Below are 19368 nucleotides of genomic sequence, written 5' to 3'. Positions count from 1 at the left end.
CTTTGAATATGTTGACCCCAACCCCCGCTTTCGCACGCTGTAAGCCAAATTCGCAACGTTGCGGTAAGTTTACAGAAATACCGCGTTTTGCGTATAAGTTTGTAAACTTAGGGGCCGGAATTAATGTGAAAATCACCTTATCCCCGTCACACGCAAACCGCGTGATGCCCGCCGCGCCGCCGCTGGTTTCATAGAAGGCGGCGCTTCGTTTATTGCCAGCCTTCCAAGACTTGGTCTGGCGGTCTGTGGCCGTCTGCCCACATGCGGATGTTGGTAATCACGCGTTCGCCCGAGGCTTCTCTGCCTTCAAAGGTTGCGCTGCCCAAATGGGGGAGCAACACCACATTGGGAATGTTGAATAGCCGCGAATCCACCGCGGGCTCATGCGTATAGACGTCCAACCCGGCGCCCGCGATACGGCCCGTTTGCAGGGCTTCAATCAACGCATCCTCGTCAATCAACTCCCCGCGCGAGCTGTTGATGATATAGGCGTCCGCTTTCATCTGTGCGATGCGGTCGGCATTGATGATATTGTCGGTTTCTGCGGTTAACGGGCAATGCAGGCTGATAATGTCCGACCGCGCCATGATCCGGTCAATGTCGGGTTCAAAGACTATGCCCAATTCATCCTCGACACTGGCCGGCAAGCGATGGCGTTTATTGTAGAGGATATTTAGGCCAAAGGCCTTGGCGCGCACCGCTACGGCCTCCCCAATACGGCCCAGCCCGATGATGCCCAACGTCTTGCCGCCAATCCGGTGGCCAAGCATGCCCGTTGGGCTCCAGCCGCGCCATTCGCCGTTGCGCATGACTTGCTGGCCTTCGCCAAGGCGGCGGGGGACGTTGAGGATGAGGGCCATCGTTAGGTCGGCGGTATCGTCCGTGAATACCCCTGGCGTATTGGTGACCATGATCCCCTTCGCCTTGGCAGCGGCAAGGTTGATATGGTTGACGCCTGCGCCATAGCTGGCGATGAGCTTGAGCCGGGGCGGGGCGGCGGCGATAATCTCTGCATCGATGCTGTCTGTGACCGTAGGCACAAGCACGTCGCAATCGGCCATCGCGGCGACCAATGCGTCACGGCTTAATGGGATGTCGTCGGCATTGAAACTGGCGTCGAACAACTCCGCCATGCGTTTTTCAACCGCAGGGAGCAAGCTGCGGGTGACGCGGATGGATGGACGTTCGATGCGGCTTAGTTCTGGCATAGACTGACTAAAGCGGAATTTGCGATAAGGTCAAGACAGGATGGTTGCGCTCGCCACAACGCTTGCCGTATAAGATGCAAACGATGGTAAAGAATATGGCTCATCAGAACAAATCGATCCTGCGCTACGGCGCAGTTGCGCTCGCTTTTTTGGGTGCGGCGTCTGCCGCTGGACAGGCGCAGCGAAAGCCGCCTTATTGGGCGTCCATTCAGAAGGCTGAAGCCCGCATGCGTTCAGGGCCGAGTACTGAATTTCCAGTTAGTTGGGTGTACAAAAGACAGAATTTGCCAGTGAAGGTTGTCGCGGTCCACAGCGTCTGGCGCAAAGTCCAAGACTCCAATGGCGACCAAGGCTGGCTCCACGTCCGGTTGCTAAGCCCCAAGCAGACCGCCATCGTTATGGGAAAACAGATCGGCGCATTGCGCGACTCGCCTCAAGCCAACGCGCATATTTCATGGCGCGTTGAACCCGGTGTGGTCGGCGTCATTGATGCATGCGAAAAGGGTTATTGCCGTTTTGAAACCAATGGTCGGTACGGCTATATCGAAACGGCGCGTATTTGGGGCGATGAGGCGCTGTAAACAAGCGCTACAAACGCGCGAAGCTTACGCTTCGACGCGTTCCGCGAGAACCGTCAGACCGCTCGCGTTCACTTCGGCAAAACCACCCGCGATCATCAGGCGCTCCGGCGTTGCGCCTTGCGTTTTGTAAATCTCCAGCGCCGCATCGTTGCGCAATGTGCTCATCATCGGGCTATGGCCCTCCAACACGCCGAAATCGCCCTCAGTGCCCGGAACGACGACCATATAGACGTCGTCCGAGCGATAGAGCTTCTCAGGGGTTACCAGTTCGAATTTGAGTGCCATTTTCTATCCTTCTCCCCTCCCGCAGGCGGGAGGGGCCGGGGGTGGGCTTCAACGATGAGGTAGCAAGCGAGCCGCTGGCTCGCCCCACCCCTAACCCGTCCCGCAGGCGGGAGGGGAATTGAACTTATGCCGCTTCCGCAGCCATTTTGGCTGCCTTTGCAACCGCTTCTTCGATGCCGCCGACCATGAAGAACGCCGCTTCTGGAAGATGGTCATATTCGCCGTCGACGACTGCCTTGAATGACTTCACGGTGTCTTCGACCTGAACGAATTTGCCGGAGATGCCGGTGAAGACTTCCGCAACATGGAAAGGCTGTGACAAGAAACGCTGAATCTTACGAGCGCGGGTTACGGTCGTTTTGTCGTCTTCTGACAATTCGTCCATGCCCAAAATCGCGATAATGTCCTGCAGCGATTTATATTTTTGCAGCGTTTCCTGAACGCGGCGGGCGGTGTCATAATGCTCTTGGCCAACAACGGCTGGCGTCAAAACGCGGCTGACCGAGTCAAGCGGGTCAACGGCGGGATAAATGCCAAGCTCCGAAATCGCGCGGTTCAGCGTCGTCGTTGCATCCAAGTGGGCAAATGACGTGGCTGGTGCAGGGTCGGTCAAGTCATCTGCGGGAACGTAAATGGCTTGAACCGAGGTAATCGAACCCTTGGTGGTGGACGTAATACGCTCCTGCAACTGACCCATGTCGGTTGCCAAAGTTGGCTGATAGCCCACAGCCGAAGGAATACGGCCCAAAAGTGCGGACACTTCGGAACCAGCCTGCGTGAAGCGGAAGATGTTGTCGACGAAGAACAATACGTCCTGACCTTCTTCATCGCGGAAATATTCCGCCATGGTCAGGCCCGACAAAGCAACGCGTGCACGCGCACCGGGAGGCTCGTTCATCTGACCGAAGACCAACGCAACCTTGGAACCTTCTGGGGTTGGGTTGCCATCGGCATCCTTGGCGATAACGCCAGCGTCGAGGAATTCGTGATACAGATCGTTTCCTTCGCGGGTACGCTCACCCACGCCAGCAAACACCGAAACGCCGCCATGGCCCTTTGCGATGTTGTTGATCAGTTCCTGAATCAAAACGGTCTTGCCAACGCCAGCGCCGCCGAACAGCCCGATCTTGCCGCCCTTTGCATATGGCGCGAGCAAGTCGATAACCTTAATACCGGTGACGAGAATTTCAGCTTCCGTCGACTGGTCGGTGAACAAAGGCGCTTCTGCGTGGATTGGGTTGGACTTTGCCGCGCCAACGGGGCCACGTTCGTCAATGGGTTCGCCAATCACGTTCATGATACGGCCAAGGGTCATGGGACCAACGGGCACAGAAATCTGCGCGCCGGTGTCACGCACTGGCTGACCACGGGTCAGACCTTCGGTTGCGTCCATGGCGATCGTGCGAACGGTGTTTTCGCCCAAATGCTGCGCAACTTCGAGGACCAAGCGGTTGCCGTTATTGTCGGTTTCAAGTGCCGACAAAATCGATGGCAACTGGCCAGTGAATGTTACGTCGACAACAGCGCCAATGACCTGGCTGATACGGCCAGTTGCACCAGCGACGTTAATCGCGGTTTGGCCAGCGCCAGCCTTTGGAGCGGGAGCCTTGGTTGCAGCGGCCTTTTTCACAGGCGCCTTTTTAGCGGCGGTCTTTTTAGGGGCGGTAGCCATGTGTTTCTTCCTTGCCTTTGGATGTCGTTAGAGCGCTTCGGCGCCCGCAATAATTTCGATGAGTTCAGTGGTAATCGCCGCTTGGCGCGTGCGGTTATATTGAATGGTCAGCTTGTTGATCATGTCGCCCGCGTTGCGCGTTGCGTTGTCCATGGCCGTCATTTTCGAACCCTGCTCCGACGCCGCATTTTCGCGGTTTGCGCGCAGCAGCTGTACGGCCACATTGCGCGGCAGCAATTCGGCGAGAATTTCTTCTTCGTCGGGTTCATATTCCACCGTCGCGGACAGGCCAACCACGTCACCTTCATCAGCGGTCACTGCAACGGGCATCAGCTGAATCTGGGTTGGTGTTTGTGTCAGCACATTGTCAAATTTGCTGAAGAATAAATGAGCGACGTCGAATTCATCCGCTTCAAACCGCGCGGTCAAATCTTCGCCCCAATTTTGCACATCGGCAAAGGTCAGCTTGCCCAGATCGCCGGGTTCAATGCTGTGGATGATATCACCACGGAAAGTGCGGCTCAGCTGATCGCGGCCCTTTTTCCCGATGGTATAGAATTTGACGGTCTTGCCTTCGGCCTTCAATGCTTCGGCCTGACGGCGGGCGAGGCGGACGATGTTGGTGTTGAACGCACCGGCAAGGCCCTTGTCACTGGTCGCGACAACGAACAAATGCACGTCATTCTTGCCGCTACCTGCAAGCAGCTTTGGCGATTGCGGGCCAACAGAAACCTTGGACGCGATGCTTGACACCACTGCCTCAAGCCGCTCGGCATAAGGGCGCGATGCTTCGGCCGCTTCGGTTGCCCGACGCAGCTTTGCAGCGGCGACCATCTTCATCGCCTTGGTGATCTTCTGAGTCGACTTGACCGAGTTGATCCGCATTTTGAGGGCCTTAAGAGACGCCATCTAACTTCCTCACTGTCGTCATTCCCGCGTCTGCGGGAATCCAACTCCTGAACTATAGGCCTGAACCGATGGCTCAGGGGTTGGGCCCCCGCCTGCGCGGGGGTGACGGTTAAAATAGGTTACGCAAAATTCTTCGTGAACGTGTCGAGTGCGGCCATCAGCGCTTTCTTGCTGTCGTCGCTGAAGTCGCGGCTGTCGCGAATGGTCTTCAGGATGCCAGCATGGTTGGCGCGCAAGTCGGCGAGCATCGATTCTTCGTAGCGGGTCACGTCGGTGACAGGAATGCCATCGAGATAACCGTTGGTGCCTGCGAAAATCGACGCAGTTTGCTCTTCGAACGGAAGCGGCGAGAATTGCTTCTGCTTCAACAATTCGGTCAAGCGTGCACCACGGTTCAGCAACTTCTGCGTTGAGGCATCAAGGTCGGAACCGAACTGCGCGAACGCGGCCATTTCGCGATATTGCGCAAGCTCAAGCTTAATCGAGCCCGAAACCTTCTTCATCGCCTTTGTCTGTGCGGCCGAACCCACGCGGCTAACCGACAGACCGACGTTAATTGCAGGGCGAATGCCTTGGAAGAACAGGTCGGTTTCCAAGAAGATCTGACCGTCAGTGATCGAAATCACGTTGGTTGGGATATAGGCCGACACGTCACCCGCCTGCGTTTCGATGATGGGCAAAGCCGTCAATGAACCGCCGCCATTGGCGTCGGACATCTTGGCAGCACGCTCCAGCAAGCGGCTGTGCAGATAGAAAACGTCGCCGGGATAAGCTTCGCGGCCTGGAGGACGACGCAAGAGCAACGACATCTGGCGATAGGCCACGGCTTGCTTTGACAAATCGTCATAGACTATGACGGCGTGCATGCCGTTGTCGCGGAAAAATTCACCCATCGCAACGCCAGTGTAAGGCGCGAGATATTGAAGCGGTGCAGGCTCTGAAGCGGTTGCGGCAACAACGATGGAATATTCCATCGCGCCCTGCTCTTCCAATGCGCGGACGATTTGCGCCACGGTGGAACGCTTCTGACCCACGGCGACGTAGATGCAATATAGCTTCTTCGATTCGTCAGTACCCTTGTTGACTTCCTTCTGATTGATGAAGGTGTCGATAGCGACAGCGGTCTTACCCGTCTGACGGTCGCCAATGATCAATTCGCGCTGGCCACGGCCAACAGGCACGAGGGCGTCAAGCGCCTTGAGGCCCGTTTGCACAGGCTCCGAAACCGATTGGCGCGGGATGATGCCGGGCGCCTTGACTTCAACGCGGCTGCGCTGCGTGGTCTTCAATGGGCCCTTGCCATCAATGGGGTTGCCCAGGCCGTCCACAACGCGGCCAAGCAATTCCTTGCCGACAGGAACGTCCACAATCGTGCCGGTGCGCTTTACAACGTCACCTTCACGGATTTCGCTGTCGGAACCGAAGATAACAACACCGACATTGTCCGCCTCAAGGTTCAGCGCCATGCCCTGAACACCATTGGAGAATTCGACCATTTCACCAGCCTGCACATTGTCGAGGCCGTGAATACGGGCGATGCCGTCACCAACCGACAATACGCTTCCGACTTCCGAAACCTGAGCTTCGGTGCCGAAATTGGCGATCTGGTCCTTAATGACCTTGGAAATTTCTGCGGCGCGGATATCCATGTTGCTACTTAGCCTTTCACCAACGGCGGATGCCGTCAGCCTTTCATCTGGTTAGCGAGGGTGTTCAAACGGGTTTTGATAGAATTGTCGATCATCTGGCTACCGATTTTAACGGTCAGCCCGCCAAGAAGTGACGGATCGACTTTAGTCTGTATGGCGACATTGCCGCCGACGCGCGTTTTTAGTGAGGCCAATAATGCCTTGGTCTGCGCAGCGCTGAGCGCGTGGGCGGAGGTCACTTCGGCAGTGACTTCGCCGCGATGAGCCGCCGCAAGCGATGAAAACGCGCGGGCAACAGCAGCTGTTTCGTTCAAGCGGCGGTTGTCGGCGAGCACGCCCAATGTCTTTGCAGTCAATGCATCGAGCTTCATGGCTTTTGCCACAGCGGCGATGGCTTTTTTCGCATCACTCCGGCTGAGCACAGGATTGCTGGTGAGTGCTTTCAGATCAGCCGATTCGCGCACGGCTTGCGCAATCGCCCGCATGCTCTTTTCAACGGCATCAATCGCCTTCGCATCGCGGGCCAGTTCAAACAATGCCGTTGCGTAACGGCCAGCAAGACTGGCTTGAATGTTAGCGCTTGTGCCGCCGGAATGATCCACGCGTCTAATTCCTAAAATGTAAGACTGAAAAACTTTTTGAGCGCACCGAAGAGTTGCCCCTTGCTGGCGTCGCGCCGCGCCTAGCAGGGGTTTTGCTGCGATGCAAGATGGCGATTGTCGCTTGTTTAAATGGAATCGTCATCCTGAACTTGTTTCAATATAACAAACTGCCGTAGGACGTTTTTCTGAAGCAAGTTCAGGATGACATGACGGAGAGTGTAATGGGTGAAATGATTCGCATGACGATGTCGGATGGCGCGGAAATCGCGGTTTACCATGCCGAAGCAGTGGGTGAACGTCGCGGCGGGCTCGTCCTTGTCCAAGAGATATTTGGGGTGACGGACCATATCCGCGAATTGTGCGACGAATACGCCGCCGATGGATATGAAATATTGTCGCCGGCCATTTTTGACCGCGAGCATCCGGGATTTGAGGCCGCCTACACTGGGCCCGATTATCACCGCGCTGTCGAGTTGGCCCGGGACCTGCATCCGTTCGCGCAATCGCTCGATGATGCGCAGGTCTGCATAAATGCGCTCAAAGACAAGGGGCCAGTGTTCATAACCGGCTATTGCTATGGCGGTTCAGTCGCTTGGGCCATGGCGGGGATCAGCGATGATCTTTCCGCAGCCAGCTGCTATTATGGCAGCCTCGTTCCAACGCTATACGCTGACACTACCCCCAAATGCGCGACTATTGCCCATTTCGGCCGTTATGACGCGGGCATACCGATGGAGGGCGTCGAGGCACTTATTGAAAAGGCGCACCCGACCGCGCAAATATTTGTCTACGATGCCAATCACGGGTTCAATTCCGACCGACGCAAGGATTATCATGAAGCCAGCGCTGATCTGGCACGCGAGCGCACCTTGGCGCTGTTTCGCGCCTGTGGTGGATGACGGCGGCGATGACATCAAGCGTCTGGAACGACGGCGGTGCAGGCGTTTCCATATATTGGGCGGTGGCTGAAACCGCGCTTGGCTCGATGCTACTGGCCGCGACAGACAAAGGGATTTGCCGCCTGTCGTTTGACGAAAATGAAAGCACGCTAAAGCGCCGCTTTCCGAACGCGACCCTGTTGCGTAAAGGCGGTTCGCTCGCCGCCCTGATCGACGGCGCGGTCTTTGCGATTCAAAACCCTAGGCAGATGCCCCAATTACCCCTGGATATCGGCGGCACGGATTTCCAAATGGCCGTGTGGCGGGCGTTGCTGCAAATACCCGCGGGCGAAACGCGCAATTATGCCGAAATCGCTGCGGCAGTTGGAAAGCCCGATGCGGTGCGCGCGGCGGGTTCGGCCAACGGCGCAAACCCAGTGTCGGTGCTCATACCCTGCCACCGCGTCATCCGGTCCGATGGCGGCCTTGGCGGCTATGCTTATGGGCTGGAACGCAAGCGCCGTTTGCTGGCGTGGGAAAGCGGGCAGGACGGTCTGTTTTCAGTTTAGGGTCAGGACCACTGAAATCGGGCATGCGCGCAGTCGCCAATTTTTAAGGATAAAGCGCCCGCACGAAATAAAGCCCTTCAGGGGGCGCATTTTCTGCCAGAGCCGAGCGGTCGGCGGCATCTAACGCAGCCTTTAGGTCTGCCGCTGTCCAGCGCCCAAGCCCAACGGCGACAAGGCAGCCGACCATGGACCGCACTTGATGATGCAGGAAGGACAAGGCCGCTGCCTCGATAATCACATGCTGCCCCTCCCGCCGCACGTTGAGGCGGTCGAGTGTTTTGATTGGGCTGGCAGATTGGCACGCGGTGGAGCGGAAGGTGGTGAAATCATGCAGGCCGACAAGTATCTGCGCGGCGTCCTGCATTGCCTCGGCATTCAGCTCCGGTCCGACGCGCCAGACGCGACCCTTCTCTAAAGTCAGCGAGGCGCGGCGGTTGAGGATGCGGTATGCATAAGACCGGCCAATGCAGCTATAGCGCGCATGCCAGTCGTCGGCGACCTCTTCGCATGCCAATATCGCGATGGGGTGCGGACGCAAATGGGCGTTAATGGCCTCCATCAAGCGGAAGGCGGAAAGGCCTTTTTCCACATCGACATGCGCCCGCATGCCAAGCGCATGGACCCCTGCATCGGTGCGGCCAGCGCTGTAGACCAAAGTCTTTTCGCCGGTGGTTTTGAATATGGCCTCTTCGATCGCCCCTTGGACCGAGGGGCCATGGTCCTGCCATTGCCAGCCCATATAGGGACCGCCGTCAAATTCGATGGTGAGCGCGAAGCGAGTCAACTGCGGGTCGCTTTCGTGCGCGTGGTCACATCTCCGTTGCTCCAGCCTGCGCCGGGGCGACGGTTATTTGGGTTCACGCAGAGGCGCAGAGGTCGCAGAGGCGTGCTTCTCGCCGCGTCATGCTGAACGTGTTTCAGCATCCATCGTGCCGCAAAGACCGAAGGGGTAAGAGGTAAATCTTCCTCTCCATACCCACCAGCCTGTGCTGGTGCGACGAATTTGAGAGTGAGCGGTGTCATGTTAGGATCGTGCCAGCAGGAATGGCCTTGCCGCGCAGGAGGTCGGCGGTCGGCATAGCGGGCTTGCCAGCGCGTTGGATGAGCGTTGGGCGGATGGCGTTAACGCCGCAGGCGATGGTGAGCGCGTCATCTATAATCATGCCTGCCGCGCCATTGGCTACGACGATGTCAGCGGCCAATACCCTATATCGTTCGCCTTCAAATTCGAACCATGCGCCCGGTGCCGGGTTAAAGGCGCGGATTTGGCGTTCGACGGCTTCGGCGGATTGGGAAAAATCCAGCTTCGTTTCGGCCTTGTCGATCTTGGCGGCATAGGTAACGCCTTCGTCCGGCTGCGCCACGCAGGGAAATGCCTCCAAATCTGCCAAAACCCGGACCATCAATTCCGCGCCAAGTTCCGCCAGCGCCATGGTCAGTTGGCCCGTTGTTTTGTGCCCGATTTCGATTTCCGTTGTCGCGCGGACGGCGCCCGTATCAAGGCCAGCCTCCATCTGCATGACCATGACGCCACTATTAACATCGCCCGCCAATATCGCACGCTGCACAGGCGCGGCACCCCGCCAGCGCGGTAGCAAGGATCCATGGACATTCAGGCAGCCATGCAGAGGCGCGTCCAAGACCGCTGGCGGCAATATGAGGCCATAAGCCGCAACGATAGCCACATCGACGCCCAAGGCAGCGAAATCAGCCTGTGCCTCCGCCTGACGCAGCGACAGGGGGCATCGCACGCGCAACCCCAGTTCTTCGGCGCGCTGTTGCACAGCGGACGGAGTCAGCTTCTTGCCACGATTGGCGGGGCGCGGCGGCTGCGTATAGACAGCGACCACATCATGCCCAGCCGCCACCAACGCATCGAGCGTCGGCACGGCAAATTCGGGGGTTCCCATGAAGGCAAGACGCATCGTCACTTTTCCTTTGTTCAAAAGCCCCCTAAGACCCGCCGCATGGCATCGCAAGAAATAGACGCATTGGCACAAGCATTGTCGAAGCTACCGGGGCTTGGCCCGCGGTCGGCGCGCCGCGTCGTGCTGCACCTCATGAAAAAGCGTGAGAGCGTGTTGCAACCGTTATTGCGTGCGTTGCAGCAGGTTGAGCAAAGGCTGTTGGTTTGCAGCACCTGTGGCAATATCGACACCAGCAACCCATGTGGCATTTGCGTCGACCCGCGCCGCGACATCCGGTCCATTTGCGTGGTGGAGGATGTATCCGACCTGTGGGCGCTCGACCGCTCGCGGCTTTTTCCAGGCAAATATCATGTTTTGGGCGGCCGCCTGTCCGCATTGGATGGTGTCCGGCCAGAGGATTTGAACATCGACGGATTGGTCAGCCGCATTGCCGAAGGCGGCATTGACGAGGTGGTGCTGGCGATGAACGCAACGCTTGAGGGGCAGACAACGGCCCATTATTTGGCCGAACGGTTGGAACAATTCCCCATTCGCCTGACCCAATTGGCGCATGGCGTGCCGGTGGGCGGGGAACTGGATTATCTCGACGACGGTACTTTGGCGCAGGCGTTGCGCGCCCGACGACCCGTCGGTTGATTTATCCAAAGACCGTCCCTATTTGCGACCCATGGCCATATTATCTATTCTTGAAGTGCCCGATCCGCGGCTAAAAACCATTTCGAAGCCTGTTGAAAGCTTCGACGGCGATTTGAAAACGCTCGTTCATGATATGATCGAGACGATGTATGCTGCGCCCGGCATTGGCTTGGCGGCGATTCAAGTGGGTGTGCCCAAACGCGTATTAGTGATCGACTTGCAAGAAGACGAAGCCGAAGGCGAAGAACCTGTCCGCAACCCGCGCGTTTTTGTGAACCCCGAAATTTTGGACCCGTCCAACGAACATAGCCTGTATAATGAAGGTTGCCTGTCCGTACCCGACCAATATGCCGAGGTGGAGCGCCCAGCCCAAATCCGCGCCCGTTGGCAGGATTTAGACGGTAAGGTGCATGAAGAGACGATGACTGGCCTGATGGCGACATGTTTGCAGCATGAAATGGACCATCTGGAAGGTATATTGTTCATCGACCATCTGTCGCGGCTCAAGCGTCAAATGGTGCTGAAGAAGATCGAGAAAGCCCGCAAAATGGGCGGCGGTCATGTGCATGGGCCGGATTGCCGCCACTGATGTGGTAGTTTGACACCCCGTCAAAAGCGGGGTGTCGTTATTTTGCGAACTGTGAAGGGGCGGCGCTAACCGTCACAAACTTGCCTGCCTGAATTTCCTGCACCTCAAGCATACGGTCGGTCAGGCCATTGGCGTTGAACCGGAACGCGCCGTCGACGCCAATGAAGCCTTGCGGATCAGTCAATTGCCCCACGGGAAAACGTGTTCCCGGAACCCAGTTGCGGGCGACGCGGGCCACTAGCAACACCGAGTCATAGCCAAGGCTCGACAGGCGCAAGGGTGCCTTGCCAAAACGGGCGCGATATTTGGTCGCATATTGCGTGTAGAGCGTGTCCGACACACTTGCGAACATTGCGCCATACATAGGCGGACTGCCCGCGAGCGTACCGTCGATATTCCACAAATCAGTGCCCAAGATTTTGGCCGTGCGCAGCCCGCCACGGCGCAAGGCAGGCACGGTTGTGATGGCTGCGCGGCCGGTATCGGCAACCAAGATGGCGTCAATAGCGCCCATCTGTGCCAGACGACGCGCGGCGGCTTCGGCTGATGCGGCCGTTCCGTTTGATTCTTGAATGCCCACCAAAATGCCGCCGGCTGCGCGCACGGCTGTCGTGATATTCGATTGCGCACGCTGTCCATAGACATTGGATGCAACCACGCCAGCAAAGCGGTTCAGGCCTCTCGACTTGGCATATAGCACCACGCGTTCGATCGATTGGTTCGGTAAATGGCCCAGCAAGAACACATTCTGTCCGGCAACGCCGATATCATTGGAAAAGCTGATGATCGGCACGGCTGCGGGACGTGCAATTTCTGCGACCTCAATGACATTGTCGGCGCGTAGCGGGCCCAAAATCAGATTGTTGCCATCTGCAATCGCGCGTTGTGTCGCGGCGGCCACACCAAGGCCCGTGTCATAAGTGACCATGCGGATATTGGTGACTTTGGTATCGGCAAGCGCCAGTGCCGTCGCATTGGCAATCGATTGCCCCATTTCGGCGTCAGGGCCAGTCACGGGCAGCAAAAGCGCGACACGGTGCATGCCATCGGACGGTTCGGCGACGACAATCGGCGCCTTGCTGCGCGGGACTGTGCTACAGGCCGCCAGCAGGATGACAGATGCTAATATCAGCAGCTTTTTGAATTGGCCTGCTAAAGCTTGCGGCTGCGCGCGCGTTGCGGCAATGGTTGCGCTCATTTTGTGTTCCTTGGGAAGAAGCTGCATATTCCGATGACTTTCGAATCAGGCTTATATGTCGTTGCGACCCCCATCGGCAACCTTGCAGATATATCGCAAAGGGCAATCGACCTCCTGACCGCCGCCGAAATAGTCGCGGTTGAAGACAGCCGTGTGACTGGCAAATTATTGCATCACTTGGGCATTAAGAAGAAAATGCGCCGTTACAACGACCATAGCGGGGGCGTTGAGCGCGAGTCCTTGGTCGCTGCCGCGCGTAATGGGGTTGTCGCCTTGGTGTCGGACGCTGGCACGCCGTTAATTTCCGACCCGGGATATAAGCTTGTCCGTGCCGCCCGTGACGCTGGCGTGCCGGTGTTTACCATTCCGGGTGCCAGTGCGGTGACAGCAGCTTTGTCGATCTGCGGCATTCCTACAGACCGTTTTTTGTTTGCAGGCTTTTTGCCCAATAAAGCCAAAGCGCGGGTCGAGACATTGACGGAGCTGGGGCAGGTCAAGGCGACATTGGTGTTTTACGAGGCCGGCCCGCGTCTGGCCGCAAGCTTGGCCGCCATTGCCGACACCTATGGCAACCGCGAAGTTGCTGTGGCCCGCGAGTTGACCAAAAAGTTTGAAGAGGTGGTGACTGGAACAGCCGCAGAGCTGGCGGCGTGCTATGCCGAACATGAACCGAAGGGCGAAATCGTCCTAATCATTGGTCCGCCAGCCGACGATGTGGTGACGGAAACGGGGGATGTCGATGCGGCGTTGCAAGCGGCGCTTGAAACCATGTCCGCCGCCAAGGCCGCTGGCGCGATTGCCAAGCGGTTCGGGCTGGAACGCAATGCCGTCTACGCCCGCGCCACGGAATTGAAGGCAAAGTGAGCCGCCTTGCCGCCGAAAAACGCGGACGGCGCGGGGAGGCGATTGCCGCGTGGTTCCTGCGCCTGAAAGGATGGCGTATCTTGGCCGCGCGCGTAAAAACCCCGCGCGGTGAAGTGGATTTAATCGCACGGCGCGGCAAAAGCATCGCCTTTGTCGAGGTAAAGGCGCGGACGAAAGCCGCAGACCTTGCCACGGCGATTGATGCCAGTCGGTTGCGCCGTGTGGCCGCAGCGGCGGAAATTCTCTTGCCCAAATATGGCAAAGAATGTGAAAATACGCAGATTGATGTGATTATGGTTGCGCCGTGGCGCTTCCCTCAGCATTTGCCAAATGTCTGGCACGGATAGGAACTCGCGAAATGGCAATCAAAATGGCGGTCCAAATGGACCCTATGGACGGTATCAACATCAATGGTGATTCCAGCTTTGCACTGATGCTGGCGGGGCAATCGCGCGGATATGATATCTGGCATTATGATGTCGGCACGCTGACACTTGATGCCCAGGACCGGCTGACGGCTTGGGCGCATCCGGTGCATGATGTGCAACGGGTGGACGGCGCGCATTATCGTTTTGGCGCACCGAAGAAAATCGACTTGGGCGCGGACATTGAGGTAGTTTTGATGCGGCAGGACCCGCCCTTTCATGTCGGCTATATCACCGCGACCCATTTGCTGGAACGTATCGCGCATGAAACTTTGGTGGTCAACAACCCCGTCAGTGTGCGCAATGCGCCGGAAAAAGTCATGGTGCTCGATTATCGGCAATATATGCCGCCAACGATCATCACCCGTTCCGCAGACGAGGTGCGCGACTTCCAACAAATATATGGGGCAGTCGTCGTAAAACCATTGCACGGTAATGGTGGCAAAGCCATTTTCCGCATTGACGCCGATGGCAGCAATCTGGGCGCCTTGTTTGAGGTGTTCAACAACACATGGCCCGAACCGCATATGGTGCAGCCATTCCTGCCCGATGTCGCATTGGGTGACAAACGTATCGTCATGATCGACGGTGAAGTAACGGGCGCGATCAACCGCCGTCCGGGCGAAGGCGAATTCCGCTCCAACTTGGCGGTTGGCGGCAGCGCGGAGCCGACTGAGCTGACCGCGCGCGAACGCGAAATCTGCGCCGCGATGGGCCCGCGTTTGAAGCAGCTTGGCCTGATATTTGTCGGCATTGATGTCATTGGCGGGCAGTGGCTGACCGAAATCAACGTGACCTCGCCCACCGGCATTGTCGCGATTGATCGCTTTAATGGAACGGACACACCCTCGCGCATTCTCGACGCGATTGAACGCAAATTGTCGGGACAGAAATAATGGAAGATTGGATCATTCGCTTGGTTGAATGGGGCCATTATTGGGGCGTCGCTTTGCTCATGCTGCTCGAAACCATATTCCCGCCGATCCCGTCCGAAGTGATCATGACCGTGGCTGGCGTATCATCGGCGCGCGGGACTATGAACCTTGCTGGCACCATTGCGGCGGGCACGGCGGGCGCGATGCTGGGCAATTGGATGTGGTATTGGGTGGCGGTCAAATTTGGTGAAAAACGGATGCAAATCTTCATCGACCGCTACAGCCGTTGGTTGACGCTCGACTGGGATGAGGTGGAGCGCGGCCAAAGCCTGTTTCGCAAGCATGGATCGATCATCGTGCTGATCGCGCGCATGTTGCCCACATTACGGTCGCTGATTTCGATACCGGCGGGCTTGTTCGGCATGACGTTTCGCCGCTTCATGATATTCTCGACGATCGGGACCGCCGGATGGACCGCGGCCTTGGCCTGCGCAGGCTATTTTCTGGGATCGCAATTCGACGATGTGGAAAAATGGCTTGGGCCATTGTCCACCTTAGTGATCGCAGGCATCGTTCTGACCTATGTTTGGCGATTATTGCGCTGGAAACCTAAGCCCGTGCCTACGCCCGGGGATGCGCGTTCTGATATTCATCCAAAAGCATAGCGGTATCAACAGCCGTATAAACTTGAGTCGACGACAGGCTGGCATGGCCCAATAATTCCTGCAGGCTCCGCAAGTCCGCGCCGCCCGCTAGCAAATGCGTGGCAAAGCTGTGGCGCAGCGCGTGCGGCGTGGTCCGGTCGGACAAGCCCAATCGCGTGCGTGCGCCCTGAACCGCGCGGCGCACCAATGCGGGGGATAATGGCCCGCCTTGCGCGCCGCGAAACAATGGCTGGTCGGCACCGGCGGCATAAGGGCAGAGCGCGAGATATTCTTGAATGGCCGCCCTGACTTGCTCCAGCAACGGCACGATGCGTGTCTTGTTGCGCTTACCGGTAACCCTTATCGTGCTGCCCATTGGCAATATGTTGCCCATCAGGCCAGTCGCCTCGCTGACGCGCAGGCCGCTGCCATAAAGCAGCAACAGCAACGCCCAATCGCGCGCGCCGATCCAACCGTCTTTTGCATTTTCGGCGACGTCATCGGCGAGTGCCAGAACATCATCGGGGTTCACTGGGCGCGGCAGGCTGCGCTGCACACGTGGCCCTTTCATCACAGGCAAAGTCACATCATCGCCCAAAGCAAAGCGCAAGAAATGGCGCGCGGCGGATAGTTCACGCGCCGTGGAACGATTAGTGAGGCCATCGCCGCGCCGGTCGGCCAAAAAGGCGCGCATATCTGCCGATGAAATATTGTGCAGCGTCACGCGGGTCACATCGCCGCCCCAATAAAGTTGCAGAAATCCCGCCAGCCGGTCCGCCGTCGCATAATAAGCGCGCACGCTGTGCGGCGACATCCGGCGGTTGTCGGTCAGGAACGCGAGATATTCGGCAAGTAAAGACGACATATACGCCAATCTATCAGGCGGCGGCGTCCGCCTCAATCTTTACTATTTGCGGTAGGATGGCGTCGAGCAATGGCATGCCTTGCGGTGTGACGGTGACATTGTTGTCATCGCGGGTGATCAGGCCAAGCTGTGCAATTTTGTCCACTGCATCCATGTCCAGCAGGTCCGCCGCAGCAATGCCCGTCCGTTGCGACAGGCGGCTGAGGTCAATGCCTTCCGCCAGCCGCAATCCCATAAGCAAGCTTTCTGTCGCGCGTGTTGCCGCATTCAGATGGTCTTCGCTGCTGATGCCATGGGCGTTACGTTCGACAGCAGACAGGAAATTCTCCGGCTTTTTATGGCGCTGGGTCGCGGCGTTCATCCGCCGCCCATGCGCCCCGGGGCCAATGCCGATATAATCATCATACCGCCAATAGCTTAAATTATGGCGGCTCTCGCTGCCAGGGCGGGCATGGTTGCTGATTTCATAGGCCGGGATGCCTGCGGCGGATGTCATCTGTCCGGTCAGTTCATATAATGTCGCGGCATCATCATCATCGGCGGGGATGAAATGGCCCGTGCGCACCAAAGTTTCAAAGCGCGTGCCGGGTTCAATGGTCAGTTGATATAGCGAGATATGATCGGTGCCAAAGGAAAGGGCACGTTGCAACTCGGCCCCCCACTGGTCGGCGGTTTGATCAGGGCGCGCGTAAATCAGGTCGATGTTGACGCGGCCAAAATGACGCTGCGCAATAGCCAAGGCGTCAAGGCTTTCCGCCACCGAGTGCGCGCGTCCCAGAAACGTCAGCGCGGTATCATCCAATGACTGAAGCCCAAGCGATACGCGGTTGACCCCTGCGGCCGCGAGGTCCGAGAAACGCGCTGCCTCCACCGAAGACGGGTTCGCTTCCAAAGTGATCTCGATATCTTCGGCAAAACCCCAATGCCGCTGCGCCGCGTCAATCAGCGCAGCGACAGTGGACGGCGGCATCAACGACGGCGTGCCGCCGCCGAAGAAGATGGAGGTGAGCTTACGATCCGCCGTCAGCCCCGCCTCATAGGCCATATCCGCCAGCAACGCCGCACACCATGCCGCATCATCCACCGTATCGCGGACATGGCTATTGAAATCACAATATGGGCATTTGGAAACGCAAAATGGCCAATGGATGTACAGGGCGAGCGGGGCGGGCTGCGATTGGCGTGTCATCGTCATCAGCCAACAACGACCGTAGCCCTGAGCAGCAGCCGAGGATCGGCTGCGTCCGTCGAAGGGCGCGTCGCTGTCAACCAAGACGCTATACTGAAAAGCGCCCTTCGACCATCGTCAGCGCTGTCGCACTGACGGCTCAGGGCTGCGGTGTATAGGCGCGCGGACTTGTTCAAAACACTGCCGCAACCAATTTGCGAAATGCGTCCGCGCGGTGGCTCATGGCGTGTTTCTCTTGCGGATCGATCTCGGCAAAGGTTTCGCTGCGGCCTTCGGGTACGAATACAGGGTCATACCCAAAGCCCAGCAAACCACGTGGCGGCCAAGTCAGGTTGCCCTGCACACGGCCTTCGAAAATTTCCTGATGCCCGTCGGGCCATGCGAGCGCCAACGTGCAGATAAAATAAGCGCTCCGGTCGGTGGCGGGGCCAAGTTCAGCTAACTTGCCCTCAACCTTGCCCATCGCCATATACCAGTCACGCCGGGGTCCGCCTTCGAAGACCTGGGTTTCCGCCCAATCGGCGGTGTAGACGCCTGGCGCACCGCTTAAGGCCGTAACGCACAGGCCGCTGTCATCAGCCAGCGCGGGAAGGCCGGAACCTTGTGCGGAGGCATGCGCCTTCAGCAACGCATTTTCGGCAAAGCTGGTGCCGGTTTCGTCGGGCTCTGGCAGGCCAAGTTCGCCTGCTGATACCGGCTCGATACCAAAAGGCGCAAGCAAGGCGCGGATTTCACGGACCTTGCCCGCATTATGGCTTGCGATGACCAACTTGCCGGGTTCAAGTTTGCGGTGAGTCATGCGCAGCTTCCGTCATGCTGAACTTGTTTCAGCATCTTAGTTCTGGGCTGTTCAAAAGTAAGACCCTGAAATGAGTTCAGGGTGACGGGTAATAAAAATTCGCAATGAATCATAAGCGTCGCCTCAAGTCATTGTGTCATCCCCGACTTGATCGGGGATCCATGGTCTAACCGTTCGGCCATGGGTTCCCGCTTTCGCAGGAATGACACAGAAATTTAAGTGGTCCTGACCCTAAGACTACTTTACTTAACCGCGTCGGCCTGCGCGGCGAAAATCCGGTCGGTTCCCATGCGGGCGAGGCGGAGCAAGCGCAGAAGGCCTTCTTCGTCATAGGTCGCGCCTTCGGCGGTGGCTTGCACTTCGGCAATCTGGCCACCTTCGATCAGAACGAAATTCGCATCGGCATCCGCGTCGGAATCTTCGATATAATCAAGGTCCAAAACCGGCGTACCTTTGAAAATACCGCAGCTCACGGCTGCTACCCGTCCGCTGATCGGATCTTCCTTGATCGCGCCTGAGGCCAACAGACCATTGACGGCAAGCCGCAACGCAACCCATGCGCCGGAAATCGCGGCGGTGCGCGTGCCGCCATCGGCTTGCAACACATCGCAATCGATAGTGATTTGGTTTTCGCCCAGCTTTTTCAAATCCACGACCGAGCGCAACGAACGGCCAATAAGACGTTGAATTTCCTGAGTCCGGCCCGATTGCTTGCCCTTGGCCGCTTCACGTTGGCTGCGCGTATGCGTGGCGCGGGGCAGCATCGAATATTCCGCCGTGACCCAGCCTTCACCCTTGCCGCGCAACCATGGTGGAATGCGATCTTCGACGCTGGCGGTTACCAGCACGCGGGTGTCGCCAAATCCGATAAGGCAGCTGCCTTCGGCATGCTTGGTGAAATGGGTTTCAATCGAAATGGCGCGCATTTCGTCTGGCGCACGGCCGGATGGACGCATGATAGTCTCCTGATAATAAGTTGCCGCCCGCATTAGCCTGCCCCGCT

General features: G+C 57.8%; 21 protein-coding genes and 1 pseudogene. 9 read left to right on the top strand and 13 right to left on the bottom strand.

Features of this window, described 5'->3' with window-relative positions:
• Nucleotides 1-209: 209 nt before the first annotated feature.
• Nucleotides 210-1208: a D-glycerate dehydrogenase gene (locus tag Q0O07_RS08065; RefSeq protein ID WP_295492330.1), complete on the bottom strand. Its 999-nt coding sequence runs from the start codon at nucleotides 1206-1208 to the stop codon at nucleotides 210-212.
• Nucleotides 1209-1303: 95 nt separating this feature from the next.
• Between Q0O07_RS08065 and Q0O07_RS08060 the strand changes: the two genes are divergently transcribed.
• Entirely contained in the window at nucleotides 1304-1789 is a 486-nt protein-coding gene (locus Q0O07_RS08060; protein WP_295492328.1) for an SH3 domain-containing protein, read from the top strand.
• A 24-nt stretch (nucleotides 1790-1813) separates the two neighbouring features.
• Here the strand turns inward: Q0O07_RS08060 and Q0O07_RS08055 are convergent, their stop codons facing one another.
• The 5 genes from Q0O07_RS08055 to Q0O07_RS08035 all read right to left on the bottom strand — a co-directional run bounded on the left by Q0O07_RS08055 (nucleotide 1814) and on the right by Q0O07_RS08035 (nucleotide 6906).
• On the bottom strand, nucleotides 1814-2074 hold the full coding sequence (locus Q0O07_RS08055) for an ATP synthase F1 subunit epsilon (protein ID WP_295492326.1): 261 nt from the start codon (nucleotides 2072-2074) through the stop codon (nucleotides 1814-1816).
• Nucleotides 2075-2198: 124 nt separating this feature from the next.
• The gene (gene atpD / locus Q0O07_RS08050) at nucleotides 2199-3746 is read right to left on the bottom strand and encodes a F0F1 ATP synthase subunit beta (RefSeq protein WP_295492324.1); all 1548 of its coding nucleotides are present in this window, start codon (nucleotides 3744-3746) and stop codon (nucleotides 2199-2201) included.
• A 27-nt stretch (nucleotides 3747-3773) separates the two neighbouring features.
• Entirely contained in the window at nucleotides 3774-4655 is an 882-nt protein-coding gene (locus Q0O07_RS08045) for a F0F1 ATP synthase subunit gamma (protein WP_295492322.1), read from the bottom strand.
• A gap of 119 nt (nucleotides 4656-4774) precedes the next feature.
• The gene (gene atpA / locus Q0O07_RS08040; protein WP_295492320.1) at nucleotides 4775-6304 is read right to left on the bottom strand and encodes a F0F1 ATP synthase subunit alpha; all 1530 of its coding nucleotides are present in this window, start codon (nucleotides 6302-6304) and stop codon (nucleotides 4775-4777) included.
• A gap of 35 nt (nucleotides 6305-6339) precedes the next feature.
• A complete protein-coding gene (locus Q0O07_RS08035) occupies nucleotides 6340-6906 on the bottom strand; it encodes a F0F1 ATP synthase subunit delta (protein WP_295492318.1) in 567 nt (188 codons plus the stop codon).
• A gap of 221 nt (nucleotides 6907-7127) precedes the next feature.
• Between Q0O07_RS08035 and Q0O07_RS08030 the strand changes: the two genes are divergently transcribed.
• Together Q0O07_RS08030 and Q0O07_RS08025 are read left to right on the top strand one after the other, a co-directional pair.
• Nucleotides 7128-7805: a dienelactone hydrolase family protein gene (locus tag Q0O07_RS08030; protein WP_295492316.1), complete on the top strand. Its 678-nt coding sequence runs from the start codon at nucleotides 7128-7130 to the stop codon at nucleotides 7803-7805.
• Nucleotides 7806-7813: 8 nt separating this feature from the next.
• Nucleotides 7814-8353, top strand: a pseudogene (locus Q0O07_RS08025) (methylated-DNA--[protein]-cysteine S-methyltransferase); the annotation flags it as partial.
• A 43-nt stretch (nucleotides 8354-8396) separates the two neighbouring features.
• Here Q0O07_RS08025 and truA read toward each other — a convergent pair.
• On the bottom strand, nucleotides 8397-9137 hold the full coding sequence (truA, locus tag Q0O07_RS08020) for a tRNA pseudouridine(38-40) synthase TruA (RefSeq protein WP_295492314.1): 741 nt from the start codon (nucleotides 9135-9137) through the stop codon (nucleotides 8397-8399).
• Nucleotides 9138-9372: 235 nt separating this feature from the next.
• Nucleotides 9373-10278, bottom strand: coding sequence for a methionyl-tRNA formyltransferase (fmt, locus tag Q0O07_RS08015; protein ID WP_295492312.1), 906 nt, complete (start codon nucleotides 10276-10278; stop codon nucleotides 9373-9375).
• A gap of 42 nt (nucleotides 10279-10320) precedes the next feature.
• Between fmt and recR the strand changes: the two genes are divergently transcribed.
• Complete coding sequence (gene recR, locus Q0O07_RS08010; RefSeq protein ID WP_295492311.1) at nucleotides 10321-10917, top strand: recombination mediator RecR; 597 nt, start codon at nucleotides 10321-10323, stop codon at nucleotides 10915-10917.
• Between the two features lie 31 nt (nucleotides 10918-10948).
• A complete protein-coding gene (def, locus tag Q0O07_RS08005; protein ID WP_295492310.1) occupies nucleotides 10949-11506 on the top strand; it encodes a peptide deformylase in 558 nt (185 codons plus the stop codon).
• A gap of 37 nt (nucleotides 11507-11543) precedes the next feature.
• Here the strand turns inward: def and Q0O07_RS08000 are convergent, their stop codons facing one another.
• Nucleotides 11544-12704 carry a penicillin-binding protein activator gene (locus tag Q0O07_RS08000; protein WP_295492309.1) on the bottom strand — a complete coding sequence of 387 codons (1161 nt, stop codon included), beginning with the start codon at nucleotides 12702-12704 and terminating at the stop codon, nucleotides 11544-11546.
• 33 nt (nucleotides 12705-12737) lie between these two features.
• On the opposite strand from Q0O07_RS08000, the gene rsmI reads away from it, so the two are divergent.
• Genes rsmI through Q0O07_RS07980 form a run of 4 tightly spaced genes read left to right on the top strand, consistent with a single transcriptional unit; the run spans nucleotide 12738 to nucleotide 15533 of the window.
• Complete coding sequence (gene rsmI, locus Q0O07_RS07995; protein ID WP_295492308.1) at nucleotides 12738-13568, top strand: 16S rRNA (cytidine(1402)-2'-O)-methyltransferase; 831 nt, start codon at nucleotides 12738-12740, stop codon at nucleotides 13566-13568.
• Nucleotides 13565-13915: a YraN family protein gene (locus Q0O07_RS07990; protein WP_295492307.1), complete on the top strand. Its 351-nt coding sequence runs from the start codon at nucleotides 13565-13567 to the stop codon at nucleotides 13913-13915. Before rsmI ends, Q0O07_RS07990 begins: the two co-directional genes overlap by 4 nt.
• Nucleotides 13916-13926: 11 nt before the next feature.
• Nucleotides 13927-14889 carry a glutathione synthase gene (gene gshB / locus Q0O07_RS07985; protein ID WP_295492306.1) on the top strand — a complete coding sequence of 321 codons (963 nt, stop codon included), beginning with the start codon at nucleotides 13927-13929 and terminating at the stop codon, nucleotides 14887-14889.
• Nucleotides 14889-15533, top strand: a complete 645-nt coding sequence (locus Q0O07_RS07980) for a DedA family protein (RefSeq protein ID WP_295492305.1) — start codon at nucleotides 14889-14891, stop codon at nucleotides 15531-15533. The genes gshB and Q0O07_RS07980 overlap by 1 nt, the downstream gene beginning before the upstream one ends.
• Here the strand turns inward: Q0O07_RS07980 and Q0O07_RS07975 are convergent.
• From Q0O07_RS07975 to rph, 4 genes are all read right to left on the bottom strand, one after another.
• Nucleotides 15490-16377 (bottom strand): tyrosine recombinase XerC, encoded by an 888-nt coding sequence (locus tag Q0O07_RS07975; protein ID WP_295492303.1) that lies wholly within the window; start codon nucleotides 16375-16377, stop codon nucleotides 15490-15492. The two genes, Q0O07_RS07980 and Q0O07_RS07975, sit on opposite strands and share 44 nt — an antisense overlap.
• A 13-nt stretch (nucleotides 16378-16390) precedes the next feature.
• On the bottom strand, nucleotides 16391-17566 hold the full coding sequence (hemW, locus tag Q0O07_RS07970) for a radical SAM family heme chaperone HemW (RefSeq protein WP_295492301.1): 1176 nt from the start codon (nucleotides 17564-17566) through the stop codon (nucleotides 16391-16393).
• 172 nt (nucleotides 17567-17738) lie between these two features.
• Nucleotides 17739-18365, bottom strand: a complete 627-nt coding sequence (gene rdgB, locus Q0O07_RS07965) for an RdgB/HAM1 family non-canonical purine NTP pyrophosphatase (protein ID WP_295492300.1) — start codon at nucleotides 18363-18365, stop codon at nucleotides 17739-17741.
• Between the two features lie 242 nt (nucleotides 18366-18607).
• Nucleotides 18608-19321, bottom strand: coding sequence for a ribonuclease PH (rph, locus tag Q0O07_RS07960; RefSeq protein ID WP_295492401.1), 714 nt, complete (start codon nucleotides 19319-19321; stop codon nucleotides 18608-18610).
• Nucleotides 19322-19368 lie beyond the last annotated feature (47 nt).

It is taken from the genome of Sphingorhabdus sp. EL138 (assembly GCF_945890115.1).
Lineage (GTDB): Bacteria > Pseudomonadota > Alphaproteobacteria > Sphingomonadales > Sphingomonadaceae > Sphingorhabdus_B.
The sequence above is the reverse complement of the archived record's forward strand: the minus strand, read 5'-3'. Positions and strand labels throughout refer to the sequence as shown.